This is a genomic window from Bacillus sp. FJAT-52991, from assembly GCF_037201805.1.
Lineage (GTDB): Bacteria > Bacillota > Bacilli > Bacillales > Domibacillaceae > Bacillus_CE > Bacillus_CE kandeliae.
Genome location: NZ_CP147404.1, coordinates 639,775 through 659,916 on the forward strand (window position 1 = coordinate 639,775; position 20,142 = coordinate 659,916).

25 protein-coding genes are annotated in these 20,142 nt (G+C 40.1%); 14 read left to right on the forward strand and 11 right to left on the reverse strand.

All coding sequences use genetic code 11. From position 1 onward, the window contains the following. Positions 1-91 precede the first annotated feature (91 nt). Complete coding sequence (locus WDJ61_RS03375; RefSeq protein ID WP_338753150.1) at positions 92-3,118, reverse strand: ATP-binding protein; 3,027 nt, start codon at positions 3,116-3,118, stop codon at positions 92-94. Between the two features lie 204 nt (positions 3,119-3,322). Here WDJ61_RS03375 and WDJ61_RS03380 point away from each other — a divergent pair, with 204 nt between their 5' ends. Then, entirely contained in the window at positions 3,323-3,934 is a 612-nt protein-coding gene (locus WDJ61_RS03380) for a hypothetical protein (RefSeq protein ID WP_338753152.1), read from the forward strand. Positions 3,935-4,048: 114 nt separating this feature from the next. Here WDJ61_RS03380 and WDJ61_RS03385 read toward each other — a convergent pair whose 3' ends face one another. Next, entirely contained in the window at positions 4,049-5,422 is a 1,374-nt protein-coding gene (locus tag WDJ61_RS03385) for a vWA domain-containing protein (protein ID WP_338753154.1), read from the reverse strand. 129 nt (positions 5,423-5,551) lie between these two features. Here WDJ61_RS03385 and WDJ61_RS03390 point away from each other — a divergent pair, with 129 nt between their 5' ends. Genes WDJ61_RS03390 through WDJ61_RS03400 form a run of 3 tightly spaced genes read left to right on the forward strand, consistent with a single transcriptional unit; the run spans position 5,552 to position 7,252 of the window. Beyond that, positions 5,552-6,088, forward strand: coding sequence for a helix-turn-helix domain-containing protein (locus tag WDJ61_RS03390; protein WP_338753156.1), 537 nt, complete (start codon positions 5,552-5,554; stop codon positions 6,086-6,088). Between the two features lie 11 nt (positions 6,089-6,099). Further along, positions 6,100-7,074, forward strand: a complete 975-nt coding sequence (locus WDJ61_RS03395; RefSeq protein ID WP_338753157.1) for an alpha/beta hydrolase — start codon at positions 6,100-6,102, stop codon at positions 7,072-7,074. A gap of 19 nt (positions 7,075-7,093) precedes the next feature. Next, positions 7,094-7,252, forward strand: a complete 159-nt coding sequence (locus WDJ61_RS03400; RefSeq protein WP_338753158.1) for a hypothetical protein — start codon at positions 7,094-7,096, stop codon at positions 7,250-7,252. Between the two features lie 24 nt (positions 7,253-7,276). Here the strand turns inward: WDJ61_RS03400 and WDJ61_RS03405 are convergent, their stop codons facing one another. Further along, positions 7,277-7,909 carry a lysoplasmalogenase gene (locus WDJ61_RS03405; protein WP_338753159.1) on the reverse strand — a complete coding sequence of 211 codons (633 nt, stop codon included), beginning with the start codon at positions 7,907-7,909 and terminating at the stop codon, positions 7,277-7,279. 311 nt (positions 7,910-8,220) lie between these two features. On the opposite strand from WDJ61_RS03405, the gene WDJ61_RS03410 reads away from it, so the two are divergent. The 8 genes from WDJ61_RS03410 (at position 8,221) to WDJ61_RS03445 (ending at position 12,013) form a co-directional block, all read left to right on the forward strand. Beyond that, complete coding sequence (locus WDJ61_RS03410; protein WP_338753161.1) at positions 8,221-8,487, forward strand: hypothetical protein; 267 nt, start codon at positions 8,221-8,223, stop codon at positions 8,485-8,487. Positions 8,488-8,618: 131 nt separating this feature from the next. After that, on the forward strand, positions 8,619-9,068 hold the full coding sequence (locus tag WDJ61_RS03415) for a DinB family protein (protein ID WP_338754687.1): 450 nt from the start codon (positions 8,619-8,621) through the stop codon (positions 9,066-9,068). Between the two features lie 91 nt (positions 9,069-9,159). Continuing rightward, positions 9,160-9,477, forward strand: coding sequence for a DUF4870 domain-containing protein (locus WDJ61_RS03420; RefSeq protein WP_338753163.1), 318 nt, complete (start codon positions 9,160-9,162; stop codon positions 9,475-9,477). A gap of 96 nt (positions 9,478-9,573) precedes the next feature. Then, complete coding sequence (locus tag WDJ61_RS03425; RefSeq protein WP_094834552.1) at positions 9,574-9,774, forward strand: cold-shock protein; 201 nt, start codon at positions 9,574-9,576, stop codon at positions 9,772-9,774. Between the two features lie 180 nt (positions 9,775-9,954). Beyond that, positions 9,955-10,107 (forward strand): hypothetical protein, encoded by a 153-nt coding sequence (locus tag WDJ61_RS03430; RefSeq protein ID WP_338753167.1) that lies wholly within the window; start codon positions 9,955-9,957, stop codon positions 10,105-10,107. Positions 10,108-10,239: 132 nt separating this feature from the next. Then, positions 10,240-11,430, forward strand: a complete 1,191-nt coding sequence (locus WDJ61_RS03435; protein WP_338753169.1) for a transposase — start codon at positions 10,240-10,242, stop codon at positions 11,428-11,430. A gap of 296 nt (positions 11,431-11,726) precedes the next feature. Then, on the forward strand, positions 11,727-11,879 hold the full coding sequence (locus WDJ61_RS03440; RefSeq protein ID WP_338753171.1) for a hypothetical protein: 153 nt from the start codon (positions 11,727-11,729) through the stop codon (positions 11,877-11,879). Between the two features lie 5 nt (positions 11,880-11,884). Beyond that, a complete protein-coding gene (locus tag WDJ61_RS03445; protein WP_338753173.1) occupies positions 11,885-12,013 on the forward strand; it encodes a hypothetical protein in 129 nt (42 codons plus the stop codon). A 58-nt stretch (positions 12,014-12,071) separates the two neighbouring features. Here the strand turns inward: WDJ61_RS03445 and WDJ61_RS03450 are convergent, their stop codons facing one another. Next, positions 12,072-12,623, reverse strand: a complete 552-nt coding sequence (locus tag WDJ61_RS03450) for a cupin domain-containing protein (protein WP_338753175.1) — start codon at positions 12,621-12,623, stop codon at positions 12,072-12,074. A gap of 155 nt (positions 12,624-12,778) precedes the next feature. On the opposite strand from WDJ61_RS03450, the gene WDJ61_RS03455 reads away from it, so the two are divergent. After that, positions 12,779-13,543 carry a class III extradiol ring-cleavage dioxygenase gene (locus tag WDJ61_RS03455; RefSeq protein ID WP_338753177.1) on the forward strand — a complete coding sequence of 255 codons (765 nt, stop codon included), beginning with the start codon at positions 12,779-12,781 and terminating at the stop codon, positions 13,541-13,543. A 260-nt stretch (positions 13,544-13,803) separates the two neighbouring features. On the opposite strand, the gene WDJ61_RS03460 is transcribed toward WDJ61_RS03455, so the two are convergent. Together WDJ61_RS03460 and WDJ61_RS03465 are read right to left on the reverse strand one after the other, a co-directional pair. Beyond that, on the reverse strand, positions 13,804-14,952 hold the full coding sequence (locus WDJ61_RS03460; RefSeq protein ID WP_338753179.1) for a DUF4179 domain-containing protein: 1,149 nt from the start codon (positions 14,950-14,952) through the stop codon (positions 13,804-13,806). Then, positions 14,949-15,473 (reverse strand): sigma-70 family RNA polymerase sigma factor, encoded by a 525-nt coding sequence (locus tag WDJ61_RS03465; RefSeq protein ID WP_338753181.1) that lies wholly within the window; start codon positions 15,471-15,473, stop codon positions 14,949-14,951. Before WDJ61_RS03465 ends, WDJ61_RS03460 begins: the two co-directional genes overlap by 4 nt. A gap of 257 nt (positions 15,474-15,730) precedes the next feature. On the opposite strand from WDJ61_RS03465, the gene WDJ61_RS03470 reads away from it, so the two are divergent. Next, positions 15,731-16,105: an IDEAL domain-containing protein gene (locus WDJ61_RS03470; RefSeq protein WP_338753183.1), complete on the forward strand. Its 375-nt coding sequence runs from the start codon at positions 15,731-15,733 to the stop codon at positions 16,103-16,105. Positions 16,106-16,127: 22 nt separating this feature from the next. Here the strand turns inward: WDJ61_RS03470 and WDJ61_RS03475 are convergent, their stop codons facing one another. Genes WDJ61_RS03475 through WDJ61_RS03495 form a run of 5 tightly spaced genes read right to left on the reverse strand, consistent with a single transcriptional unit; the run spans position 16,128 to position 20,027 of the window. After that, the gene (locus tag WDJ61_RS03475) at positions 16,128-16,538 is read right to left on the reverse strand and encodes a hypothetical protein (RefSeq protein WP_338753185.1); all 411 of its coding nucleotides are present in this window, start codon (positions 16,536-16,538) and stop codon (positions 16,128-16,130) included. Positions 16,539-16,592: 54 nt separating this feature from the next. Continuing rightward, the gene (locus tag WDJ61_RS03480) at positions 16,593-17,258 is read right to left on the reverse strand and encodes an ABC transporter permease (RefSeq protein WP_413789080.1); all 666 of its coding nucleotides are present in this window, start codon (positions 17,256-17,258) and stop codon (positions 16,593-16,595) included. 18 nt (positions 17,259-17,276) lie between these two features. After that, positions 17,277-18,200 carry an osmoprotectant ABC transporter substrate-binding protein gene (locus WDJ61_RS03485; protein WP_413789053.1) on the reverse strand — a complete coding sequence of 308 codons (924 nt, stop codon included), beginning with the start codon at positions 18,198-18,200 and terminating at the stop codon, positions 17,277-17,279. Between the two features lie 16 nt (positions 18,201-18,216). Further along, positions 18,217-18,870 carry an ABC transporter permease gene (locus WDJ61_RS03490; protein WP_338753189.1) on the reverse strand — a complete coding sequence of 218 codons (654 nt, stop codon included), beginning with the start codon at positions 18,868-18,870 and terminating at the stop codon, positions 18,217-18,219. Positions 18,871-18,881: 11 nt separating this feature from the next. Next, on the reverse strand, positions 18,882-20,027 hold the full coding sequence (locus WDJ61_RS03495; RefSeq protein ID WP_338753191.1) for a betaine/proline/choline family ABC transporter ATP-binding protein: 1,146 nt from the start codon (positions 20,025-20,027) through the stop codon (positions 18,882-18,884). Between the last annotated feature and the right edge of the window lie 115 nt (positions 20,028-20,142).

Below are 20,142 nucleotides of genomic sequence, written 5' to 3' on the forward strand. Positions count from 1 at the left end.
TGGGGGATCAACAGCCCGTAAACGCCCGATCCGTTCAACTAACAATCAGTGGGGGAGGAAGAAAACCCCCACTGATTGAAGGTTCACTTTATTACTTTACAAGTTTCGGGATTTTAAAAGTCATTTCTGTTCCTTGATTAGGTGAACTTTTGATTTGTAATCCTTGACCGTAAATCCGCTTCAGGCGTTTATTTATATTGAGGAGGCCGACTTCTTTTCTTCCCGGTATTTTTTCATCAAGGACTTGTTTCAATTTTGCCTCATCCATGCCCACGCCGTCGTCAATAATAGCTATTGTGGTGAAGGTTGGATGATCAGTGATTCGAATACAAATGGTACCACCCTTCGCTTTTTTTAGAATTCCGTGGAGGATGGCGTTTTCTACCAATGGCTGAATGGAAAGGGGAGGAATGTCTAATGTTAGTTTCTCGTCTACTTCCCAAATAATTTGTAAGCGATCGCCAAATCGCTCTTTTTCTATGTAAAGATAAGAACGCACAAGTTCAAGCTCGTGCTTTATTGGAACGACACGTTCTAAATTTTTCACGTCAAAGCTTTGACGCAAATAATGCCCAAATTTGTTCAGAAGATGAACCATTCTCGATGTATCAATGGTACTGAGTGATGCGATCGTATTTAATGTATTGAAAAGAAAATGTGGCCGAATTTGAGCTTGAAGCCACGCCGCCTCCATACAAAGACGTTCGTTAATGGAATGTTTTAAGTCAATAAGGGCTTGACTCCGAACCTTTAACTCTAGCGAATTGATCGGTTTCGTCACATAATCATTCGCACCTAAGGCGAAACCAGTATACACATCTTCAGGGTAACTTCTTGCTGTTAATAAAAGAATAGGAAGCTCTAACGCCGAATATTGTTCGCGAATCAAACGTACTAATTCATATCCGGACATATTTGGCATCATGGCATCTAAAATAATTAAGTCCCAATCTCTTGTATTTAATAAGTCTAACGCTTCTTTACTGCTTGTGACTGTTACAACTACATATTGTTCGGACGGGAAGAAATTACGGATGACCTTCAAATTAATGGGATCATCGTCTATTGCTAGAATCGTAAAGCATGATTCATTAGATGGTTTTTCTTGCAGTTGGAAGTGATCGTTACGATCGTTGATATCCGATTCCTCGTTTGAGTCCACTTCTAGTTCTTCATCCTTCTGTATTAGACCTCTAGCTATAGGCAGTGTAAAGGAAAAGAAGGAATCTTGATTAGGAATAGAGTGGATATGTAATGATCCGCCGTGCAGCTCAATTAATTGTTTGCAAACATTCAGCCCAAGCTCTTCGCCACGTTCAGTCATTGTTGAATGACTTTTTGTTTCTTCATCTATAGTGAGACCAGAGCTTTTTATTTGAATGGTTACTGTGTCATCGTTATGTTCCGCTTGAACAATAATGGAGCCTTCATTTGTAAATTTGACAGCGTAATGCAATAGGTTAAACAGGATTTGAATAAGTCGTTTTTCATCCGCTAGTACATTAGGAAATGAATCCGGAATAGTCGATAACAATTGAATTTTCTTCCCATCAGTCATAAACCTCACTATATCGAAAACACCAAATAATGCTGCATGAATGTTGGTGCTTTGCGGATGAATATGGATCGATTGTTCTTTTAATCGAGTGAAATCGAGCAGATCATTGAGCATAAATGACATGCTGCGACCAATATCGATGAGAAGCTTTAAATCATTTTTGTCTTCCAAAGGGATAGAGCCTGTGTTGCGATCGTGTATAGTTTGAGCGATCGTTATCATCTCATTAAGAGGGGTCCATAATTGCTGAGAGCTATTTACTAGAAAATCATCTTTTAATTTATCGGTTTGTTTGAGCTGGTGAACAAGCTTCTTAGATTCATTGGTCGTTTGTTGAAAACGTTTAAACCAGAAAAGAGAAAATCCAAGAAAGGCAAATAGATAATCGAAGGGATAGAATGGTATTTCTTGTAAGTTAACGCTTTTAATGATCACCCATATGATCCCAGATGTTGTACTTAAAGCAGTTAAGGCTAGAAAAAAGGACTCTTCCTGTTGTTGGACATATAATTTCAAAGCTAGAACGATCACTGTAATAAAAGAGCTGAGATACAGTAAAGAAAATAAAACCCCTCCAAAAAACAAGAATTTGATGGGAAGCAGTAAAATGCACAATGCAAATAGGCCATATAAAATATTGAACCAACGGAATATTTTCGCTTTTTTATACTCGGTTAACAAACTCCTGATTAATTGCATAAAGAAAAATGCAGAAACAAGATAAATAAATTGGGTGACTTTGATCGACCAATCATAATCAAGATGCAGCCACTCAAGTATAGATTTATTGTAGTTGATGAATTCATCCATCGCCGTAAAGAGAAATCCAACAGTGAAAAAAAGAAGGATTTTCTTTCGATAGATAAAAATATAAATCAATATCGTATATAAACTGAACAACAGCAGAACCATAATGGCTAGCGTTGTCATTGTTTTAGTAGACTGTTGTTCATGAATGATCGATGTAGCAGAACCGAATTTGATTGATTTCTCAATGCTTGCATTTTCAGGTGTATCAAAATTAGAGACTTGCATGACGATTTCAATTTCACTTTGATCTGTTGCAAAAAAAGCTGTATCCGAACTATATTGTCCCTTATGTTGACGACTCGTTTCTGCCACTTCTCCTGATTTAGCTACTTGCTGGCCATTAATAAATAATTTATAAGCGGTGTTGGTAACTGGAATTCGAATTCCATAAGTTTGTTTTTTGCCTTGATCTTGATTAAGTAAAATACGTAACTTGTACGTACCAAATTGATCGTTGCAATCCTTGCCCCCTCTTGTAGGTACGGAAATAATCTCGGTATCGGACGAAGTATCTTCATCTAGTTGAGGATTCAATAGGATCTCAGGTGAGAATTTCCATTCTCCATCTAGCGAAATAGAATCCTCATCAGTTAAATCAATATTTCTAAGATCCAAAACGCCTTGCTTAGCAAGCCGGTAATCAGGAGTCGAATGATAGGCTACCCATGCAAGACGAAAACTAGTAAGCAAAAACAAAGTTATACACACAATCAGAATAGGTTTATATCTAGCACTATGAAAATTAAACAAAATGGAAACAATCCCTCTAGTAGTTATTTATACCAAATATAGCAAATTTGATGGATGCCTGTCACTCACTGTTTTATTAGTGGATTAGCCTTTCATATATATGGTGTATGGGGATTCTACTTGCTAGTTTTGAACGGGGATGTTCCTTTGTTTATCGATCAATGATGGGGGTATAAGGAAAACAACCAAAAAAGGAGGTATGGGATGAAGAGGAAAAAGGTTAGGCAGACAAATATACCAAAGGTGACGATTCTTGCTGTGATCTTTTCGTTTTTATTTGGAGCGCTTACGGAAGATTTAACTTGGTTTTTGTTCAGTATAGGGCTGGTTCCTGTCTTCTTGCTTATTTTATATATTGTGTGGTTGAAATACGGACATGATGGTGTACATGTAAGAACGATTAATGTATTTATTATGTTGATAATGATGACATTTTATTGTTATATTCCAATGTTACACTTGACGTTCCGTACTTGGAGTATGTGGCTCACGTTGGCATTGTACATCATTATTTTTGCTATTTGCTATTTTAATAGGAGATCCATGGTGTTGAAGGTGAATAATTTAGATGCGAATGGCCGATATAAGCGATCTAAACTTCTTTTGATTTATAGTGTCATGTTGGGGGTAATTGGAATGATTGCTATATGGATCGCGAATGAAGTGCTCGTACCTACAAACTCGGTAGTAATCGCGGCATTGTTTTATGTAGGTTCTTATTTCTTCTTGATATTAAGTCCGATTTTTTTACTTTCTCCTAAGAAAGCTTTAGAGATGAAGGTGATTTCAGAAGACTATTATGATCATTATCGGTAAAAATAGAAATGTTAGTGAGTAAATGAGTGGAAAGAGGCGATGGGGATATTTGATCCTCATCGCCTTTCAATCAGTGGGGAATGAAGAAAATCCCTCACTGATTGAAGTTTCACGTTATTGTTCCCATTGTTTTTTCCAATCCGCTACTTGTTGGTCAATGGTATTTTTCGCTTCTTCTAGTTCTTGCTTTTTCGTTTCGTATGATTCCTTGAAGTGATCGTTACGCAATTTGTTCATCTCATCAGCTAGTGCAAGTGCTCCCTTTTTTGTTTCTTCGTCAATTAGCTGTTCATTTGCTAAAAAGTAAATCGCGTCTGTAATCCGATATTTTTCATAGTTACTTAAATCATGTAAATGAGTGTAATAATTGACGAGCTCTTGAGATTGGTTGACATATTCAGCTAATGGCACGCCTTGTTTCCCCATTACTTCAAAGATGGAAGGTCGCCATTTTTCAATAATTTGCGTTTCCAACTCGTCTTTCGTTTTTACGGTCACATACTCACCGCCGCCAGCCTCTGCTACTTGCTTTAATTGGTTTTGACCTTGATCATCGACATCGAACCCAATGATATTAACCTTGGCTTGAATATTTTGCTCTTGTAGTTTTTTCGCTGTGGCAACAGGGTCACCATCGCATGTTTCAATCCCATCACTGACAATATAGACGATATTTTTATATTCTTCAGCGGGATAAGCGGCAAGAATGTCGGATGCTTGATTGATGGCACCAGCTAATGGTGTCCATCCGCTCGCTTGAAAGGAATTCGTCGCCTCGTTAAAGGTGGTTTGATCGTATGGACCTAATGGAAAAACCGATTCAATGGCTGCACAGGATTTTTGCTTATCCGCATCGTTTCCCGTTCCGATATGGCCATAGGAGAGCAAAGATACATTGGTTCCTTCAGGCAACTCCGATGCAAATTCTTGAATGGTGTTCTTCGCTAAATCCATTTTGACTCCACCGGGAACTGTAGCTTTCATGCTTCCGCTTGCATCCATCAAAATAACTACATTGGTTTGCTTTTGTTTCATTTCGACGGAGGTTTCTTCTGTGGGCAATTCTGGAGCTTGAAATCCATGTTGGAAGTCATGTAGTGGTCGGTAGAATTTTTCATATTGTCCGGAACCAAGCTGATACACGAGATAATCGTATACTGCATCACTTGTTGGGTTCTTTTGTTTTTGGAAATAATGGCTGATTTCTTTTTCCATCATAGGTTTAAAGTCTTTTTCATAGAAATCGCGATATTGAGTCCAATTAACTGTTCGAACGGCTTCGATGTCCTCATCAAAATGTTCTTTCATTAGGACACCTGGTGGTTGTGAAATCATCTCTTCAACGGTTCGTGCGGCGGGTTTCATTGTTTCTGTCTTTGATGTGGGCGATTCAGTTGGTTTTTCGGTTGGGTTGGTTGGTTCATTTGAACACGCGGAAATAAGCAGTAAGCAGAGTAGGAGTGCGAAAATTTTTCCATAACGCCTCATGGGCAGACCTCCTAAAATATCAATATACTTTATATTATTACAAAAAAAGGAGGAAAATCGCAACTCTTTATTGTATTATGTTATCAAAAATGATAATATAATTAAAAGTGATAAAAAGGTGTGGAGAAGATGGATCATAAAGTATTAAGCGGGCTATTAAACCCGATTAGAATGAGGATTTTGCAGACGTTGTTAGGTCAGGAAACAGTAACAACTCGAGTGATCTCTGAGCAATTGCCAGATATCCCGCAAGCGAGCTTATATAGACATATTAATAAGCTGGTAAAGGATGAGGTTTTAGAAATTTGTGAGGAGAATAAAATAAGAGGCACGGTTGAAAAGGTGTACCGCTTAAAAATCAATCCGTTTCAGCAAATTCAAGAAGCGGTGGAGCAAGGTGGCAAGGAAGAGCATTTTCAGCTATTTTATACATTTGCGATGTCGTTACTAACCGATTTTCAGCAGTATGTGAATACAGAAGATTATGATATGGAAAAAGATCGTGTCGGATTTAGAAGCTACCCATTTTATTTAAGTGATGAAGAATGCGATGCGTTTTTGGAGGATATGAAACAGGCGTTGATGAAGGTCGCGAGGAATGAGCCGAATGATCAACGGACATTGCGGAAATTTTCATTTACGATGATGCCTGGGAAAGATGAATAGGGGGAAAGAAGATGAAAACGATGGACGTCATGGTTCAAGGGAAATATGTTTTAAGTGCGACGTTAACGATTCCAGAAAATGAGCATGAACAACATCCAGCTGTTGTGATCGTAAGTGGTACCGGCACAGCTGATCGAGATGGAAATATGAAAAACTTTCAAATGAACATTTATAAGGAATTAGCGGAGTTTTTTTCAAGCCTTGGCTTTGTGACGATTCGCTATGATAAGCGTGGAGTGGCGAAGAGTAAAGGAGATGCCGATAAAACGGGGATGTTTGACTTAGTCGATGATGTGATGAGCCAGGTTGATTTTTTGAGAAGTTTATCTTATGTAGATCCGAATCGTATTGTTTTATTAGGGCATAGTGAAGGCTGTATTTTAACAACGATTGCTCATTCAAAATCTCCAGTCGCTGGATTGATTTTGCTGGCGGGGGCGGGAACTTCGTTGAAAACAGCGATGGAATATCAAAATAGGGGCGTCGCAGAAGAAGTGAAGAAGATGAAGGGAGTCAAGGGGTTCTTGCTTCGAAAGCTCGTTTCGGAAAAGAAAGTGATGGAAAAACAGCAGAAGTTTTTTGATAAGATTTTATCTTCTAAAGAAGATGTCATTAAGCTTCAGTTCAAAAAATTTCCGGCTAAGTGGCTGCGCGAGCATTTACATTATACTGATGGGGCTATATTGAATCACTTAAAGGAAACAACTTGTCCAGTGCTAGCAATCACAGGTGAGAAAGATGTGCAAACCAAGGCCGCTGATTTACAGACGGTGGCTGCATTAGGCAAGGACAATATTCACTGCCATGTGGTGAAGGATATGGATCATGTGCTACGCGAATATACAGGAGAAAAAAGCGTGCTAAACGTGAAGAAGCAATATAAAAACCAAATCGGTAAGCCGACGCATCCGCAGCTAGAAGAAGAGATCAAGAAGTGGTGCTTGTCACTCCCCGACTTTTGTCGAACTGTGATAGTTAAGACTTAATTATGTTAGAGCGATGACATTGAAGAAAATTAATGATCAATTAGCGATGGAGAAAATGAGTGAACATTTCTGTATTGTTGAGGAAAAATGTTCAAATTTGCTTTTACAGCATAGGGAATGGATTAGCTTATTCGGTGGAAAGCAATTATTTATAAAAGATAAAAGCCAGCGGGTCTGACGGAGACTGACTGGCTTTCAGTTGTTACAAGACCAAACTCAACGCAATCAAGTATTGTGCTAAGTAGTAAGTAATCATCACATAATAATGGGCGGTCCGAAATTGTTTATGAAATTGGTCGTAGGCAAGGATGGCGTCAGAGACGAGAAAGGAGAAAGATCCAATAACTGCCCATTGACTGCCTGTTACATACGATTGCGTAAACATCAAGCAAATGACGGCAATATACATCATGACACCGATTTGTAAGACGAGATTGCCTTCTTTTTTCAAACTAGGATACAAAAAGCTGTAATAAAAAATTCCAAAAAGAGCAAGGGGTACGATGATACGCCATTCAATTATAAAATCTTGTAAGCCATTAGTGAACGCAATAATATAACAAATATGTGCGATCAAGAAAGACGTTAACCCTTGTAAAAATTTGTTGCTTGGCAGCATTAAAAAGATGTCGCCGCAAACGGAGAATAACAGCCCGACAAGTACCCACATGACATAGAAAGTAGGCTCCTTTAACCCGGTGCTTGCTAACAAAATAATGAACACCATCGTCCCCGGTTTTAATACATATTTCCAAAAAGAAGAATCGGCTTTAACCGCGAATAGATAAGCGATCCCGGAAATGAAAATAATTGCACTTAATAAATAAATCAACATTTGTTCCCCCTGTAGAATAGTATCTGTTTTACATTAAGTTACCAATATGGTGTAGGAAAGTCTATCGTTATTTACTAAAAGATAATTATCATTTCTTCTTCTTTTCTTTCTTCTTCTTTATTAAAGGTCGCGGTTTGTGTTGGGAATAGTGTCTGGATCTGTGTCTGGTTTTGAGACGCATTCATTTGATTTTTCTCCTCCTTATGTATGTCTTTCTACTTTATATATAGAAAACAAAGAAGAAAAAGGGCACTTTTTCGCATAAAAAATTTCAACGGAAGCCATAGTAAGGAAAAAAGGAGGGGTTAGTTATGGATGATCATACAAAAATGAGCTGGAAAAATGAAAATGTCATTTCGCAATTGCGGAATTCAGTGGAACACGCAACGACAGCGGTGGGACAAGCACAATCGCATCCAACCGAGCAATCCATTCAACAAGCGAGAAATATGATTGAGCAAGCGGACAATGCGCTCATGAATGCTGTTCAAAATAGTCCTCATCAAGAGCCAGTGAATCAACTTCAAGAGCAGCTCAATCAAAATAAAGAGCGATTATATCGGCTCATGAATATTTAAATGAAAAAACCAGGCCCCTTCATCAGGCGCCTGGCTACAAGTAGTTGATCGATTGATGCCTTTCTTTTGGAGAACATCCATGCATGCTTTATAATGAAAGAGCAGTAGAATAGGAGGGGATTGATTTGGCAATGTGGGAAAGAGTTAATTTTAGTCGAATAGTGACACTTCGGACGCTGGAGGCAATTGATGAAGCAAAGTGGGATGTTCAGCCAGAAGGATTTTCGAACACAGTGAAATGGAACGCAGGTCATATCTATGTGTCGATGGAATGGTTTCTAAAGGAAGCGGATCCGAATTATGAATCGGATGTGGAAAAATATGCGCCATTCTTTGCAACAGGGACGAAACCAGCGGATTGGTCAGAAAATCCGGCATCAAAAGAAGAGATCATCGACTTGCTCAAAGGACAAGTTGAACGCGTTCAAGCACATTTCCAAGATCGTTTAGCAGATGCGCCTGCTAATGAAGTGAAAATTGGACCGCTTGTGCTGACGAGTATTGATGATATTCTTAATTTTTCCTTGTTCCATGAAGGACTCCACCTTGGAACGATACAATCCCAGATGAAAATTATGTAAATATAGTATAGAAGGTTGCCTTAGGGCAGCTTTTTTTATTAGTCAGTTTTTTCTTTGTATGTCAAAATAAAAGAGTTAGGAGGGAAGCATCATGAGAGCAAATAAAATTTTATCATCGTTATGTTATTTTAGTATCTTTTTCGCCCCGTTTTTATTTCCTGTTATCGTGTATTTTATTGCTAGTGGAGAGGTGAAGAATCATGCGAAACGTGCTTTTTGGACGCATTTGATTCCATACGTCCTATTGATTGCTGGTATCCTATTTTCTGGTGTGCTTGGGCTGGGTGCACAAGGAGAAATGACTGCTGGGATTGGCATTATTATGACGTATATTGTTTTTGCCCTAATCGGATTATATTTTTTCATTTGGAATATTGTTAGAGGGATCAAGGTATTGCTTGGAAATTAAGTCGTGATTTTTCGTATAAAATCGCCAAATATGGCCAATACTAAGTGAGCAAGTAAAATTGCAATTTCGTGAATGATATTAGGAGGCAACAAAGCAATGGAACGTGGGAAAGTAAAATGGTTTAACAGTGAAAAAGGCTTCGGCTTTATCGAGCGTGAAGGTGGCGAAGATGTATTTGTTCACTTCTCAGCGATTCAAGGCGAAGGCTACAAATCGTTGAATGAAGGGGAAGAAGTAACATTTGACATCGAAAATGGCCAACGTGGACCACAAGCCACAAATGTAAACAGAGCCTAAAACAAAAAACAGACTCCGATGGTGGGTCTGTTTTTTTGTATGTCATCATTTTAGTAATTTAAAGTGAAAAAGTTAAAATCCCAAAAGTGGATGGTCGAAAAGATAGTAAAGTGGATGGTCCGTTTTTTCTTAAATATTTTTATTATAGAAGAAAGAGTATCTATAATAAAGGAGAGAACGATGTATATTTCATTAATTGTGATTGTGATTGTTATGTTGGCAGGGGCTGTTGGTACTATTGCTGTGGCTACTAAAGGAGACGAGCATTATAGTAAGGCAACAAAGGGGAATTTAACACAGTCCGAGAGAATTCCCCTTCCTCAAGGAGCGTGAAGGGCACAGCCGAAAAGAGCTTGGTCGATCACCTTCCTATCCTTGTCGAAAGAAAAAAGGGTTAAATTTTCCATTTACCCTTGATAGGAACTCTTGTTCGCATTATAATGATGACAAGGGAGGTGGATGATCATGTATCGAACGTTGAAAACAGGCTTTACGGCTCCTCAGCCAACGCTTCAACAGTTGTTTCACATACGCCAGATCTGCGGAACGATTTGGAATGACTGCGTGCAGCTGGCCCGATATTACTACCGGATTCACGGCATGTGGATCAATAAAAGCGATCTTCAATCCGAACTCAAAGGCTTGTACCCTCTTCATAGTCAGACGGTTCAAGCGGTTTGTCATAAGTTTCTGCATGCCCGAGATGGGGTTCGCCAAGCACGGAAAACGAATAAGTCCATCCGGTATCCATACAAGGAAAAGTTCGTGTTTCATCCAAAGTGGGTAGACAAATCTTTCGTACTCAAAGGACGCAAGCTGACGCTCAGTCTAGGCAGGTGGAAGGGAAAACAGCAGGCATCGCTCGTGTTGACACTCGCCTCGGTTCCAACCGGCCTAGTCAAAGAAGTGGAACTCGTCTACAACGGTCGGTGGCATGCCTGTTTGTCGTATGAAGATGGAATCAACCCCGTCCCGATTCAAGGCGGTCATACGGCAGCGATTGATCCAGGGGAGATTCATACGATTGCGGCCGTCAGTACAAGTGGACAAGCGCTTGTGATTTCTGGCAGGAAGATGCGTAGCGTTCACCGGTTGCGAAACAAAAAAGTAAGAGAACTACAAATCCTCATGAGTCGGTGTCAAAAAGGGTCCAGGAAATGGCGTCAATACCATCGAGCGAAGAAGTACATTCTCTCGAAAAGCGAACGGCAGCTGGGGGATCTCCTGCATAAGACGACCCGTGCCTTTGTGAACTGGTGTGTGGAACAAAGAATCGGCCATGTCGCTCTTGGCGATGTGGAAGGTGTTCAGCGACATACGAGCAAGCGAAACAAACGGAGAAAACGCATCCGTTCCAAACAAGTGAACCAAAAACTCAGCAACTGGAGCTTTGGAAAGCTGACTAAACAGCTAGCCTACAAATTAGAAGCGGCAGGCGTCTCATTATCGAAAGAAAATGAAGCCTATACAACGCAAGCATGCCCTGCTTGTGGAAAACGCAACAAGGTCCGTTCACGAAACTACCGATGCTCTTGTGGATATGAACGGCACCGGGATGTCCATGGTGCAGGAAACATCTTATCTCAGTATTTGCACGGGAAATTTCGAGAAGTGATGTTGACTGGCATCACGTATCTACGTCCTGTACAGGCGTAGTAGATGGGTAGAACCGCCCCGGGGGGAGAGGGCCGTGCCTTCGATTCTCTCTCTGTTGCTTACGGTGGCAGCCAGCCGTCGGGAGACGTCTGGCGTCAAGACCACTGCTTCCTGTATGGGAGCGTCAGTCCCCGAGAAAGACGAGGGTGTCGTGTACACCTATGGACATCGTCTAGCTTCTGATTTCGAGGGGATCGACAAGAAACTCCCACCTCAAGCGCAAAGCGATAGGTGGGGGAGGTTCATCGTCAACTAGTTTCTCCACTCATATTGAATCGTTAAGAAGTCAGCTTCAGTTGAAGAGAGATTTATTGGTTCAAGGGCTTGAGGAGCATTTATATGAAGAAATAGACTTCCTAGTGCCAGACGGGGGCATTCATCTTTGGGGGAAATTACATTCAGCGATAGATGAAAAAAATTATTGGAAGAGGCCGTTCGTCATGGAGTAGCATTTGTGCCAGGACATTTAATGGGATCAGAAAAAGGCTATATCCGTCTTACTTTCGGCCGAGCCGAGATCAATGATATTCAAGAAGGAGTAACAAGACTAAAAGGAGCGATTCAGCAGCTCTCTTTTTTGTAAAAACTCCTGTACAATCTGGCATCTTACATGAACGCATCGGGGGCAGACCCCCGATGCGTTAAATTATGTCTTCTGTTTGTTTATCTGTTTCTGTGGTGATAGCTATGAGAATGGTGGCGGGTGTATCGCCAATGTTTTTGACGAGGTGGGGGACGCTTGCATTCCAGCTGAAGGAGTCACCTGCTTGTAGGGTAAAGGAATCTTCACCTTGCTCAGCAAGAACGGTTCCTTCTAGGACAAGGTGAATTTCTTCTCCTTCGTGGGCATGTCCTTCACCATTTGAGCCACCGGGTGGAAGTTCGACTTGTACCATCCGCAAGCCTCCAGTGAAATTAATATGCTCGATCAGCATGTCTTTTTCCTTAAATATCGTTTTATTTCTTGCCTCTTTACGAATTACACGCATATGTTGTTTTTTTTCAAGAAAAAAATAGGCTAAAGGAACGTCCAAAACGCCCGCGATCATTTGTAATGTATTGATCGAAGGGGATGTATGATTATTTTCAATATTACTGATAAACCCTTTGGAAAGCCCGGTTTCTTCACACATTTGAGCAATGGTCATTTGCTTCTTTTTACGGACAGCCCGAATTTTTGATCCAATATCCATGTTGTTCACCTCTAAAGTTTCTTTATGGAAAACTTATTTTTATTATAGCAAACAAATTATTGACAGACCAGATTTATATTGTTAATCTATAAGAGAAAAATATTCTTATAGGTAAACTTTTTAATGGGGGATATTTTTATTTGGAGGGGATTACGATGATGCCATCATTATTTTTGCCACATGGATCACCAATGATTGCGATAGAAGATACTGATTATACTCGATTTTTAAGAAAACTGGGGGAGAGTTTGCATCCAAAAGCGATTGTGTTGTTTACCGCTCATTGGGAAAGTGCCGTGATGCAAATTTCATCTCGTGATGATGAATTTGAAACGATTTATGATTTTGGAGGGTTTCCACCAGCTCTTTATGAAGTGACGTATCCAGCGAAAGGATCAACGGCGATTGCCAAGCAGCTGCAGGAACGTTTTCATGTGCAAGCCATTGAATCCGAGTTAGATACGAAACGAGGTCTAGATCATGGAACTTGGACATTATTGACTCATTTATTTCCGAATGCTGATGTTCCGGTTGTGCAAGTATCGGTTCATCCATTTTTGCCACCAGAGGAACAAATTAGAATTGGCGAAGCGCTAAAAGGGCTAGGAGAAGAAGATATTTTAGTGATTGGAAGCGGCGTGACGGTTCATAATTTACGTTTATTGAATTGGGGACAGAAGACTCCGGAAGATTGGGCCGTCCAATTTGACGATTGGCTGTTAGAGCAGCTGGACACTGGGAACATCGCTAACTTGATTCAATACAAGCAGCTAGCACCATATGCTCAGCAAGCCGTCCCACGAGCAGAACATTTTGTGCCGTTTTTCATCGCTTTAGGTGCAGGTAACGAAAGCGAGCCGAAAGTGTTGTTCCGCGACTATGATCTAGGGACACTTAGTTATCTGGTGTTGCAATTTTAACCTTCTGAGTTTTGTTCAGAAGGTTTTTTATTTTGAGCTTAGTAGGATTCAGTAAAAATATCGTGTGAATCAGTAAAACATGTCCTTGAGTCAGTAAAATCGTGCAGACTCCGTAAAACGCATCCGTGAGTGAGTAAAAGCGATGTTGGATTCAGTAAAAATGTCGTGTGAATCAGTAAAACGTGTCCTCAAATCAGTAAATCACTTCGTTGATTCAATAAAAACCCCGTTCGGAGCGTTCCAAACGGGGTGAAAAAGAATTATTTGTCTAACTTCACTTCAAATGCTTGGTCCTTCAGATCTTTTGAAGATTCTCTTTCATAGTCAAACAGGGATGGTGTAATTTTAATTTGTTTAATGTCGTCCTCTAATGGAATGTCTATGTCCATAGTGGAGAGTGTATCTGTGCCTCCACCTGTACCGCTTCCAGTCAATAACCTTCCTTTTTCATCTTCTACACGTAGATCGATATTTGTCTCCATTTGATTACCTTTTGTGTACTCAAACGTGTAATGAACTTTCAATGAAACCGGTGATACGCGAACTTCTTCAATTTTGAGGATGCCTTCTACATCTTTCTCTTTAATGTTGATTTCTTTATCGACATAGTATACGTCTGTGTCAGATTTAATATTTCCTCCATTGACTGTCGTTTGGAAAGCCCAGTTTCCTTTGATTTGTCCAAAGGAATCCGAGTATTTACCAGAGTGGACACCGCTCTTTTTCTCATATTCCATGGTGTTAAAAGCGATATTGACGTCATAGTCTTTATCAGCATTCATATAGTCATCAAGGATTTGGAAGTTGTCTTTGTCATTGATACCGTCTCCATCTGTATCGATGCTGTTTAAGTCAAAGGTATACAAGTAATTCCAGCTGCCATCCTCCGTTTTTTGGTCTTCTAGTTGTATACTATGAGAGGAATTGGCAAATGTCATATCGCCTATTTTAATGATTAGTTCTCCTGGGCGAATGGGCGAATCTTCCCCAGCGCCTAATGCTTTCGTATCTAACTGTTCAGCATTTACATTTAAGCTAAGTAGGACCTGGCCATCATCAAGCATCAACTCATTTAATGTCACGGCCACGTTTTGATCCGTTGCCACTTGTTCAACTTTTTGTTTATAGCCTGTGAATTGATTGTCTGGTTTATTAAAAAATTGTTCGATTTGTTTTCCGGCTTTAGATAGGGAAGCCCATACATGTTCATTGCTCAGCATGAAAGGACTCATCACGGCTAAAGCGACCGCTGCAGCGATGAAGCCTTTACGGGGTTTCTTTTTGCGAGGTTGGACGTTTTTTTGCAACGTATGTAGCAGACGGTCTTTCTCCGCTCGACTTAATTCCACTTCTTCATATTCGTCTACATTGATTTTCGTTTCGTTTAATAAATCGTATGGATGTTTCATTGTTGCACCGCCTTTTTTATTTTTTTTCTTCCGCGCGATAGCCGATTATATAAATTCTTGATGGTCGTTTGATTGGAGTCTGCGATCGTTTCTAGTTGAATGTCTTCTAAATAGTATTGTTTAAATAGCTCGCGATCTTTTTCATTTAAGTGATGCAGCAATTCCTCCACTGCTTCTTGTATTTCTTGCTGTAGGGAAGAGGGGGTAGCCAGCTGATGCTCGACTTCCGTTAAACTCATGTTTTGTTGGTTTTTCATATACCTTCGTTTGTAGTCGATCGCTTTATATTTCGAGATCGCTGCGACCCAGTTTTTAAATGAATTTTTTTTCTTATCGAAGCTTCCGATATTGTTCCAAATGGCTAATAACACATCATTAATGCATTCTTCTTCATACATGTTCACATTTCCGAGCTGTTTTCTCACAATAGCAGTGATGAGTCCAGCATAGTGCTCGATCAGCAGTTGTAAGCCGATGTCTTTCTTTTTGGAGATGTGTTTTACGATTAACTCGTCATCCATTGATTGACCGCCTTTCTAAAAACATTTTCACTTATTAATACGAAGGTGAACAACATTTCCTATCATTTTGATTAAAAAAGTTTTTTGTTGACAATGATAATCAATATCATTTATAGTAATAGTGTACTTGATTTCCACTGGGTGGGACCGATACCCCCTCTTAAAATGGTACATGATGCAAATGTAAACATCCCTTATGTATATAATTTTTTTCGGTCCCGCTCACATAAATTTTCAGTGAAGAGAAGGTGAAAGTGATGGCTAGTCAGTTTGTTTTTGTTCGGCCATATGAGCATCAAGTCGACTGCTTTTGTCCGGATCAATCTCATCAGCGAACGATTGAATTCCGTCAGAAGGATTACTTAACCATCACAAGTGATAAACGGCATGTGGATGTGTTAGGGTGGTATTTCCTTGTCGGAAGAAATAATGAAGATTTTTTTTACATAAATATTGAGGACTTAGAGAATTTATATATGAAAGGTTTTCTTTATTCAAAAGAGGATCTTGAGTTGAAGTTGAATTATTTGCAGTACAAAATTAATGAAGCATTGGATGAGAGAAATGAAGAAGCGTTTCATTCTTTCTCTGCTCAATTACGCCATTTGACCGTGGTGGCAGTGGAACAATAAAAAGCCTGGGGAGATCCAGGCTTTATTTTTTAAGTTTGGATAATAAGGTTTTGACATCCCCTTTAAAAGTAAAGAGGTGAAGATTGTTTTTGTCATCGAATATCATCAGGAAAGGTTCTTCGTTTTTGCCGATGACCACAATGACTTGATTTACCTTTGTATCGACCCAGCGGTTTTTCACTTGAACCTCAGGGGATAAAGGGATCTTTACCATTGTACCTTCTTTTGGAATAGGCGAAACCTTACGATAAATGTCCGTTATATTAGCTAAATAATTAGCTGCTTCTTTTTGAATAGAGGCATTGCTTGGAACGGTTTTGATTACCTTTTCCTGCTCAATACTAAATACCTCAACTAAACGAGCTTCCTGTGCACTAGCCGAAAACGTTATGAACATTACTGCCAAAAAACAGGCAACCAACTTCTTTTTCATAGACTGTCACCTCACCATTACTATGTCCAAAAACGGTGCCTGTCACTCCCCGAGTTATGTCGCCATTTCTTGAAGTTTTTTCTTTTGTTTGTTGGCTGGTGAGAGTTTTTGTTCGATCAAGCCCATGATAAGGTCAGCGATGACGGCCATGAGGGCGGTTGGGATGGCACCAGCTAAGATGATGGCTGTTCCATCAGTTGCGTTTGTTCCGCGGACGATGATGTCACCAAGTCCGCCCGCTCCGACAAATGTGCCGATTGTTGTAATCCCAATAGCGATAACTAACGCGGTGCGTAATCCGGCCATGATAACGGATAGTGCTAGCGGTAGCTCAACCATGCGTAATAATTGCCACTTGGTCATGCCAACTGCTCTTCCAGATTCTAAAAGGGCGTGATCCACTTGGCGAATGCCAGTGTACGTATTTTTTAAAATCGGGAGGAGAGAATAAAGGAAGAGCGAAATAATTACCGTATTTGTCCCAAGTCCAAATGCAAGCATTAACATCGCAAGCATCGCTAACGATGGGATCGTTTGAATAATGTTGGCTAGAGACAGCACCCATTTACTTAACCGATGATGGCGTGCAATCAAAATCCCGAGTGGAATCGCTACAATCGCCGCAAAGAAAACTCCATAGGCAGACATGAGGAAATGACGGTAAAATTCTTGCCATACATATGAGCCGTTTTGTGCGTAATATGTCCAAATCTCTTGCATCGTATCCAAAAAATCACCTCATTTCTTTTCTTCAAAATAATGATGCTCTTCTAAAAACTCTTTAGCGACGATTGAAGGCTCTTTTAACTTGGCATCTACTTCGTAATTCATCTTTTGCATTTGCTCTGTGCTAATTTGACCGATTAATTTTTCGATGCTCTCTTTTAGTTCAGGATGCTGCTTTAACACTTCGTTCGAGGCAACAGGTGAGGCATCATACGGCGGAAAGAAACGCCGGTCGTCTTCTAGCACCTGTAAATCAAATGCTTGAATCCGTCCATCGGTTGTATAAGCTAAAACGACATCCATTTCCCCACTAGCTACTGCTTGATATACTAATCCGAGCTGCATTGGATACGTTTTTCCGAATTCAAATCCATATTCTTGGACAAAGCCTTCATAACCGTCTCCTTTTCGTTTTAGCCAAGAATTATCGACCCCGAGCTTTAACTCGGAAGTCAGTGGTTCTAAATCCGAAACGGTCTCTAACTGATGCTTTTTTGCTAAGTCACTCGTTACAGTAAACGCATAGGAGTTAGCAAATCCGTAAGAATCAAACCATGTTTGATCAAATTGCTGATCAAACTCCTTTTGCACAATCGCTAAAGCTTTCTTAGGATCTTTCTCTGGTTCTTGTCCAAGTGCACCTGCGAGGTCGGTTCCTGTGTAGCGAGTAGCGGTAATATCCACATCGCCATTAACCATTGCTTTATGCTGAACGATAGAGGAGCCCAAGTTATTGACCATTTCCACTTCTAAATCGGTGTCATGCTCAATTAATAAACGTAGTATCTGTCCAATAATTTGTGATTCAGTCACATTCAATGTGCCAATTTTAATCGTATGTTGCGATGATCCGCCCAATCCGGGTAGAGAACACCCACTGATCAACAATGATAAAATGAGCGTAAAGGACAGGATGAGTTTTTTCGAATGATTCACTTCCATTCTCTCCTTTTTATGCTGCTTCTTTTAATGTTCGGATGCCTTTTGGTGTGACGCTCTTTTCGAGACGACCTAGTAGCAAATCAATGGTAAAGGCCATCAGCGTTACAGGTATCGCTCCGGCAATAATGTATGAAGTTTCGTATAAATTTAATCCGCTGAAAATATAATCTCCAAGTCCGCCGGCCCCGATAAAAGCAGCCAACGTTGCCCAGCCGATTAAATAAACAGTGGATAAACGAATGCCGGACATAATGACCGGGATCGCTAATGGTACTTCTACATATCGAATTCGCTCCCAGTTCGTCATCCCCATCCCGATCGCTGATTCTACTAAACTTTGCTTTACTTCCTTCACACCGGTATATGTATTTCGTAAAATCGGTAACACAGAGTAAAAAAATAATGCGATAATTGCAGGGACTTTTCCTACACCTAAAATCGGAATAAAGAAAGCTAAAATCGCGAGGCTTGGAAACGTTTGAACGACGCTAGCGATCCCCATGACAACAGTTGCTGCTTTTTCCGTGCGGGTTAATGCAATGCCAAGCGGCACAGCAACAAGTATTCCGAGAAGAACGGCAATGAGGGAAATGTAAAAATGCTCCCACGTTTTCAGAGCCAATTCACTACCATTAGTAGCTAAAAATTGCATGATCTCGTCCACTATTTTCCCTCCTATCCAACAATTTGTTCCGCATTCTCTTCTATGCCCCAAATGGAGTCATACACAATGTCCACAAGGCTCGCTCTTGTCACGATGCCAACAAGCACTTTTTGTTGATCGACGACAGGCACATACTTCATACCACGCTTTAAAATATTGCGAATCGAGTCGCGAACAAGCGCCTCTTTTTGTACGGCTAAAATGTCTGTTTCCATGACATCACCGACGAGTACTGCTTTCTTTTGATGCTGATCAATAATTTCTACATCCACATACCCTTTAAGAATCTTATGTTTATTAACCACAAGCAAGGAGTCGACCCGATGATGCTTCATTAATTGGATCGCTTCTGACAACGATTTTTCCTCACGAATCGTAATTGGCTTTGGATTCATAATTTGTTCAACGGTTTGAATGTTAGGTCGAGCTTGTAGTAAACGTTCCTTGCCGATAAACTCTTCCACAAACTCATTCGCGGGGTGTTGTAAAATGTCATCAGGTGTACCGACCTGGACTAACTGACCATCCTTTAAAATAACGATTCGGTCGGCTAATTTAATTGCTTCATCCATATCGTGAGTAACAAATACAATCGTTTTTCCTAATGATTGTTGCAGCTTTTTAAATTCTTCTTGTAATGAATCTCTTGTAATCGGATCTAGAGCACCGAATGGCTCGTCCATCAAAATCAAAGAAGGATCAGCCGCTAACGCACGTAAAACCCCAATCCGCTGTTGTTGTCCGCCACTTAATTCATGTGGATATCTTTCTAAATAATCAGGGGTCATATTGACGAGTTTGAGTAGCTCAAGGGCTCTTTCGCGGCGTTTTTCACTCGGCCATTTCAAAAGTTTAGGCACGAGGGTAATGTTTTCCTGAATCGTCATGTGAGGGAACAAGCCAATTTGTTGAATGACATAGCCAATTTCTCGTCGTAATTGTACAGGATCTTGCTCTAGCACATTTTTTCCATTGATATAAATGTTTCCTTCTGTCGGCTCAATTAGACGGTTAATCATTTTCATCGTCGTCGTTTTCCCGCAGCCACTTGGGCCAATAAAGACGATAAACTCCCCTTTTTTAAACTCAAGGGATAAATTATGAACGGCTTTTTTTCCGCCCTTATACACTTTCGATACTTGATCAAACTTTAGCAATTGTCGACACCTCCATATGAATTCGTCATTTTTTTCATTTCGACAAATGTTCCACTAAAATCATACCGTAAACTTTGTAAAATAAAAAGTTTACGAATTGTACATATTTCACGAT

Coding starts and splice junctions, on each gene's coding strand:
- WDJ61_RS03380 (WP_338753152.1), top strand. CDS start 3,323: ATGAAGAGGAAAAAGGTTAGGCAGACAAATATACCAAAGGTGACGATT.
- WDJ61_RS03385 (WP_338753154.1), bottom strand. CDS start 5,422: ATGAGGCGTTATGGAAAAATTTTCGCACTCCTACTCTGCTTACTGCTT.
- WDJ61_RS03390 (WP_338753156.1), top strand. CDS start 5,552: ATGGATCATAAAGTATTAAGCGGGCTATTAAACCCGATTAGAATGAGG.
- WDJ61_RS03395 (WP_338753157.1), top strand. CDS start 6,100: ATGAAAACGATGGACGTCATGGTTCAAGGGAAATATGTTTTAAGTGCG.
- WDJ61_RS03405 (WP_338753159.1), bottom strand. CDS start 7,909: ATGTTGATTTATTTATTAAGTGCAATTATTTTCATTTCCGGGATCGCT.
- WDJ61_RS03410 (WP_338753161.1), top strand. CDS start 8,221: ATGGATGATCATACAAAAATGAGCTGGAAAAATGAAAATGTCATTTCG.
- WDJ61_RS03415 (WP_338754687.1), top strand. CDS start 8,619: ATGTGGGAAAGAGTTAATTTTAGTCGAATAGTGACACTTCGGACGCTG.
- WDJ61_RS03420 (WP_338753163.1), top strand. CDS start 9,160: ATGAGAGCAAATAAAATTTTATCATCGTTATGTTATTTTAGTATCTTT.
- WDJ61_RS03425 (WP_094834552.1), top strand. CDS start 9,574: ATGGAACGTGGGAAAGTAAAATGGTTTAACAGTGAAAAAGGCTTCGGC.
- WDJ61_RS03430 (WP_338753167.1), top strand. CDS start 9,955: ATGTATATTTCATTAATTGTGATTGTGATTGTTATGTTGGCAGGGGCT.
- WDJ61_RS03435 (WP_338753169.1), top strand. CDS start 10,240: ATGTATCGAACGTTGAAAACAGGCTTTACGGCTCCTCAGCCAACGCTT.
- WDJ61_RS03450 (WP_338753175.1), bottom strand. CDS start 12,623: ATGGATATTGGATCAAAAATTCGGGCTGTCCGTAAAAAGAAGCAAATG.
- WDJ61_RS03455 (WP_338753177.1), top strand. CDS start 12,779: ATGATGCCATCATTATTTTTGCCACATGGATCACCAATGATTGCGATA.
- WDJ61_RS03460 (WP_338753179.1), bottom strand. CDS start 14,952: ATGAAACATCCATACGATTTATTAAACGAAACGAAAATCAATGTAGAC.
- WDJ61_RS03465 (WP_338753181.1), bottom strand. CDS start 15,473: ATGGATGACGAGTTAATCGTAAAACACATCTCCAAAAAGAAAGACATC.
- WDJ61_RS03470 (WP_338753183.1), top strand. CDS start 15,731: ATGGCTAGTCAGTTTGTTTTTGTTCGGCCATATGAGCATCAAGTCGAC.
- WDJ61_RS03475 (WP_338753185.1), bottom strand. CDS start 16,538: ATGAAAAAGAAGTTGGTTGCCTGTTTTTTGGCAGTAATGTTCATAACG.
- WDJ61_RS03480 (WP_413789080.1), bottom strand. CDS start 17,258: ATGCAAGAGATTTGGACATATTACGCACAAAACGGCTCATATGTATGG.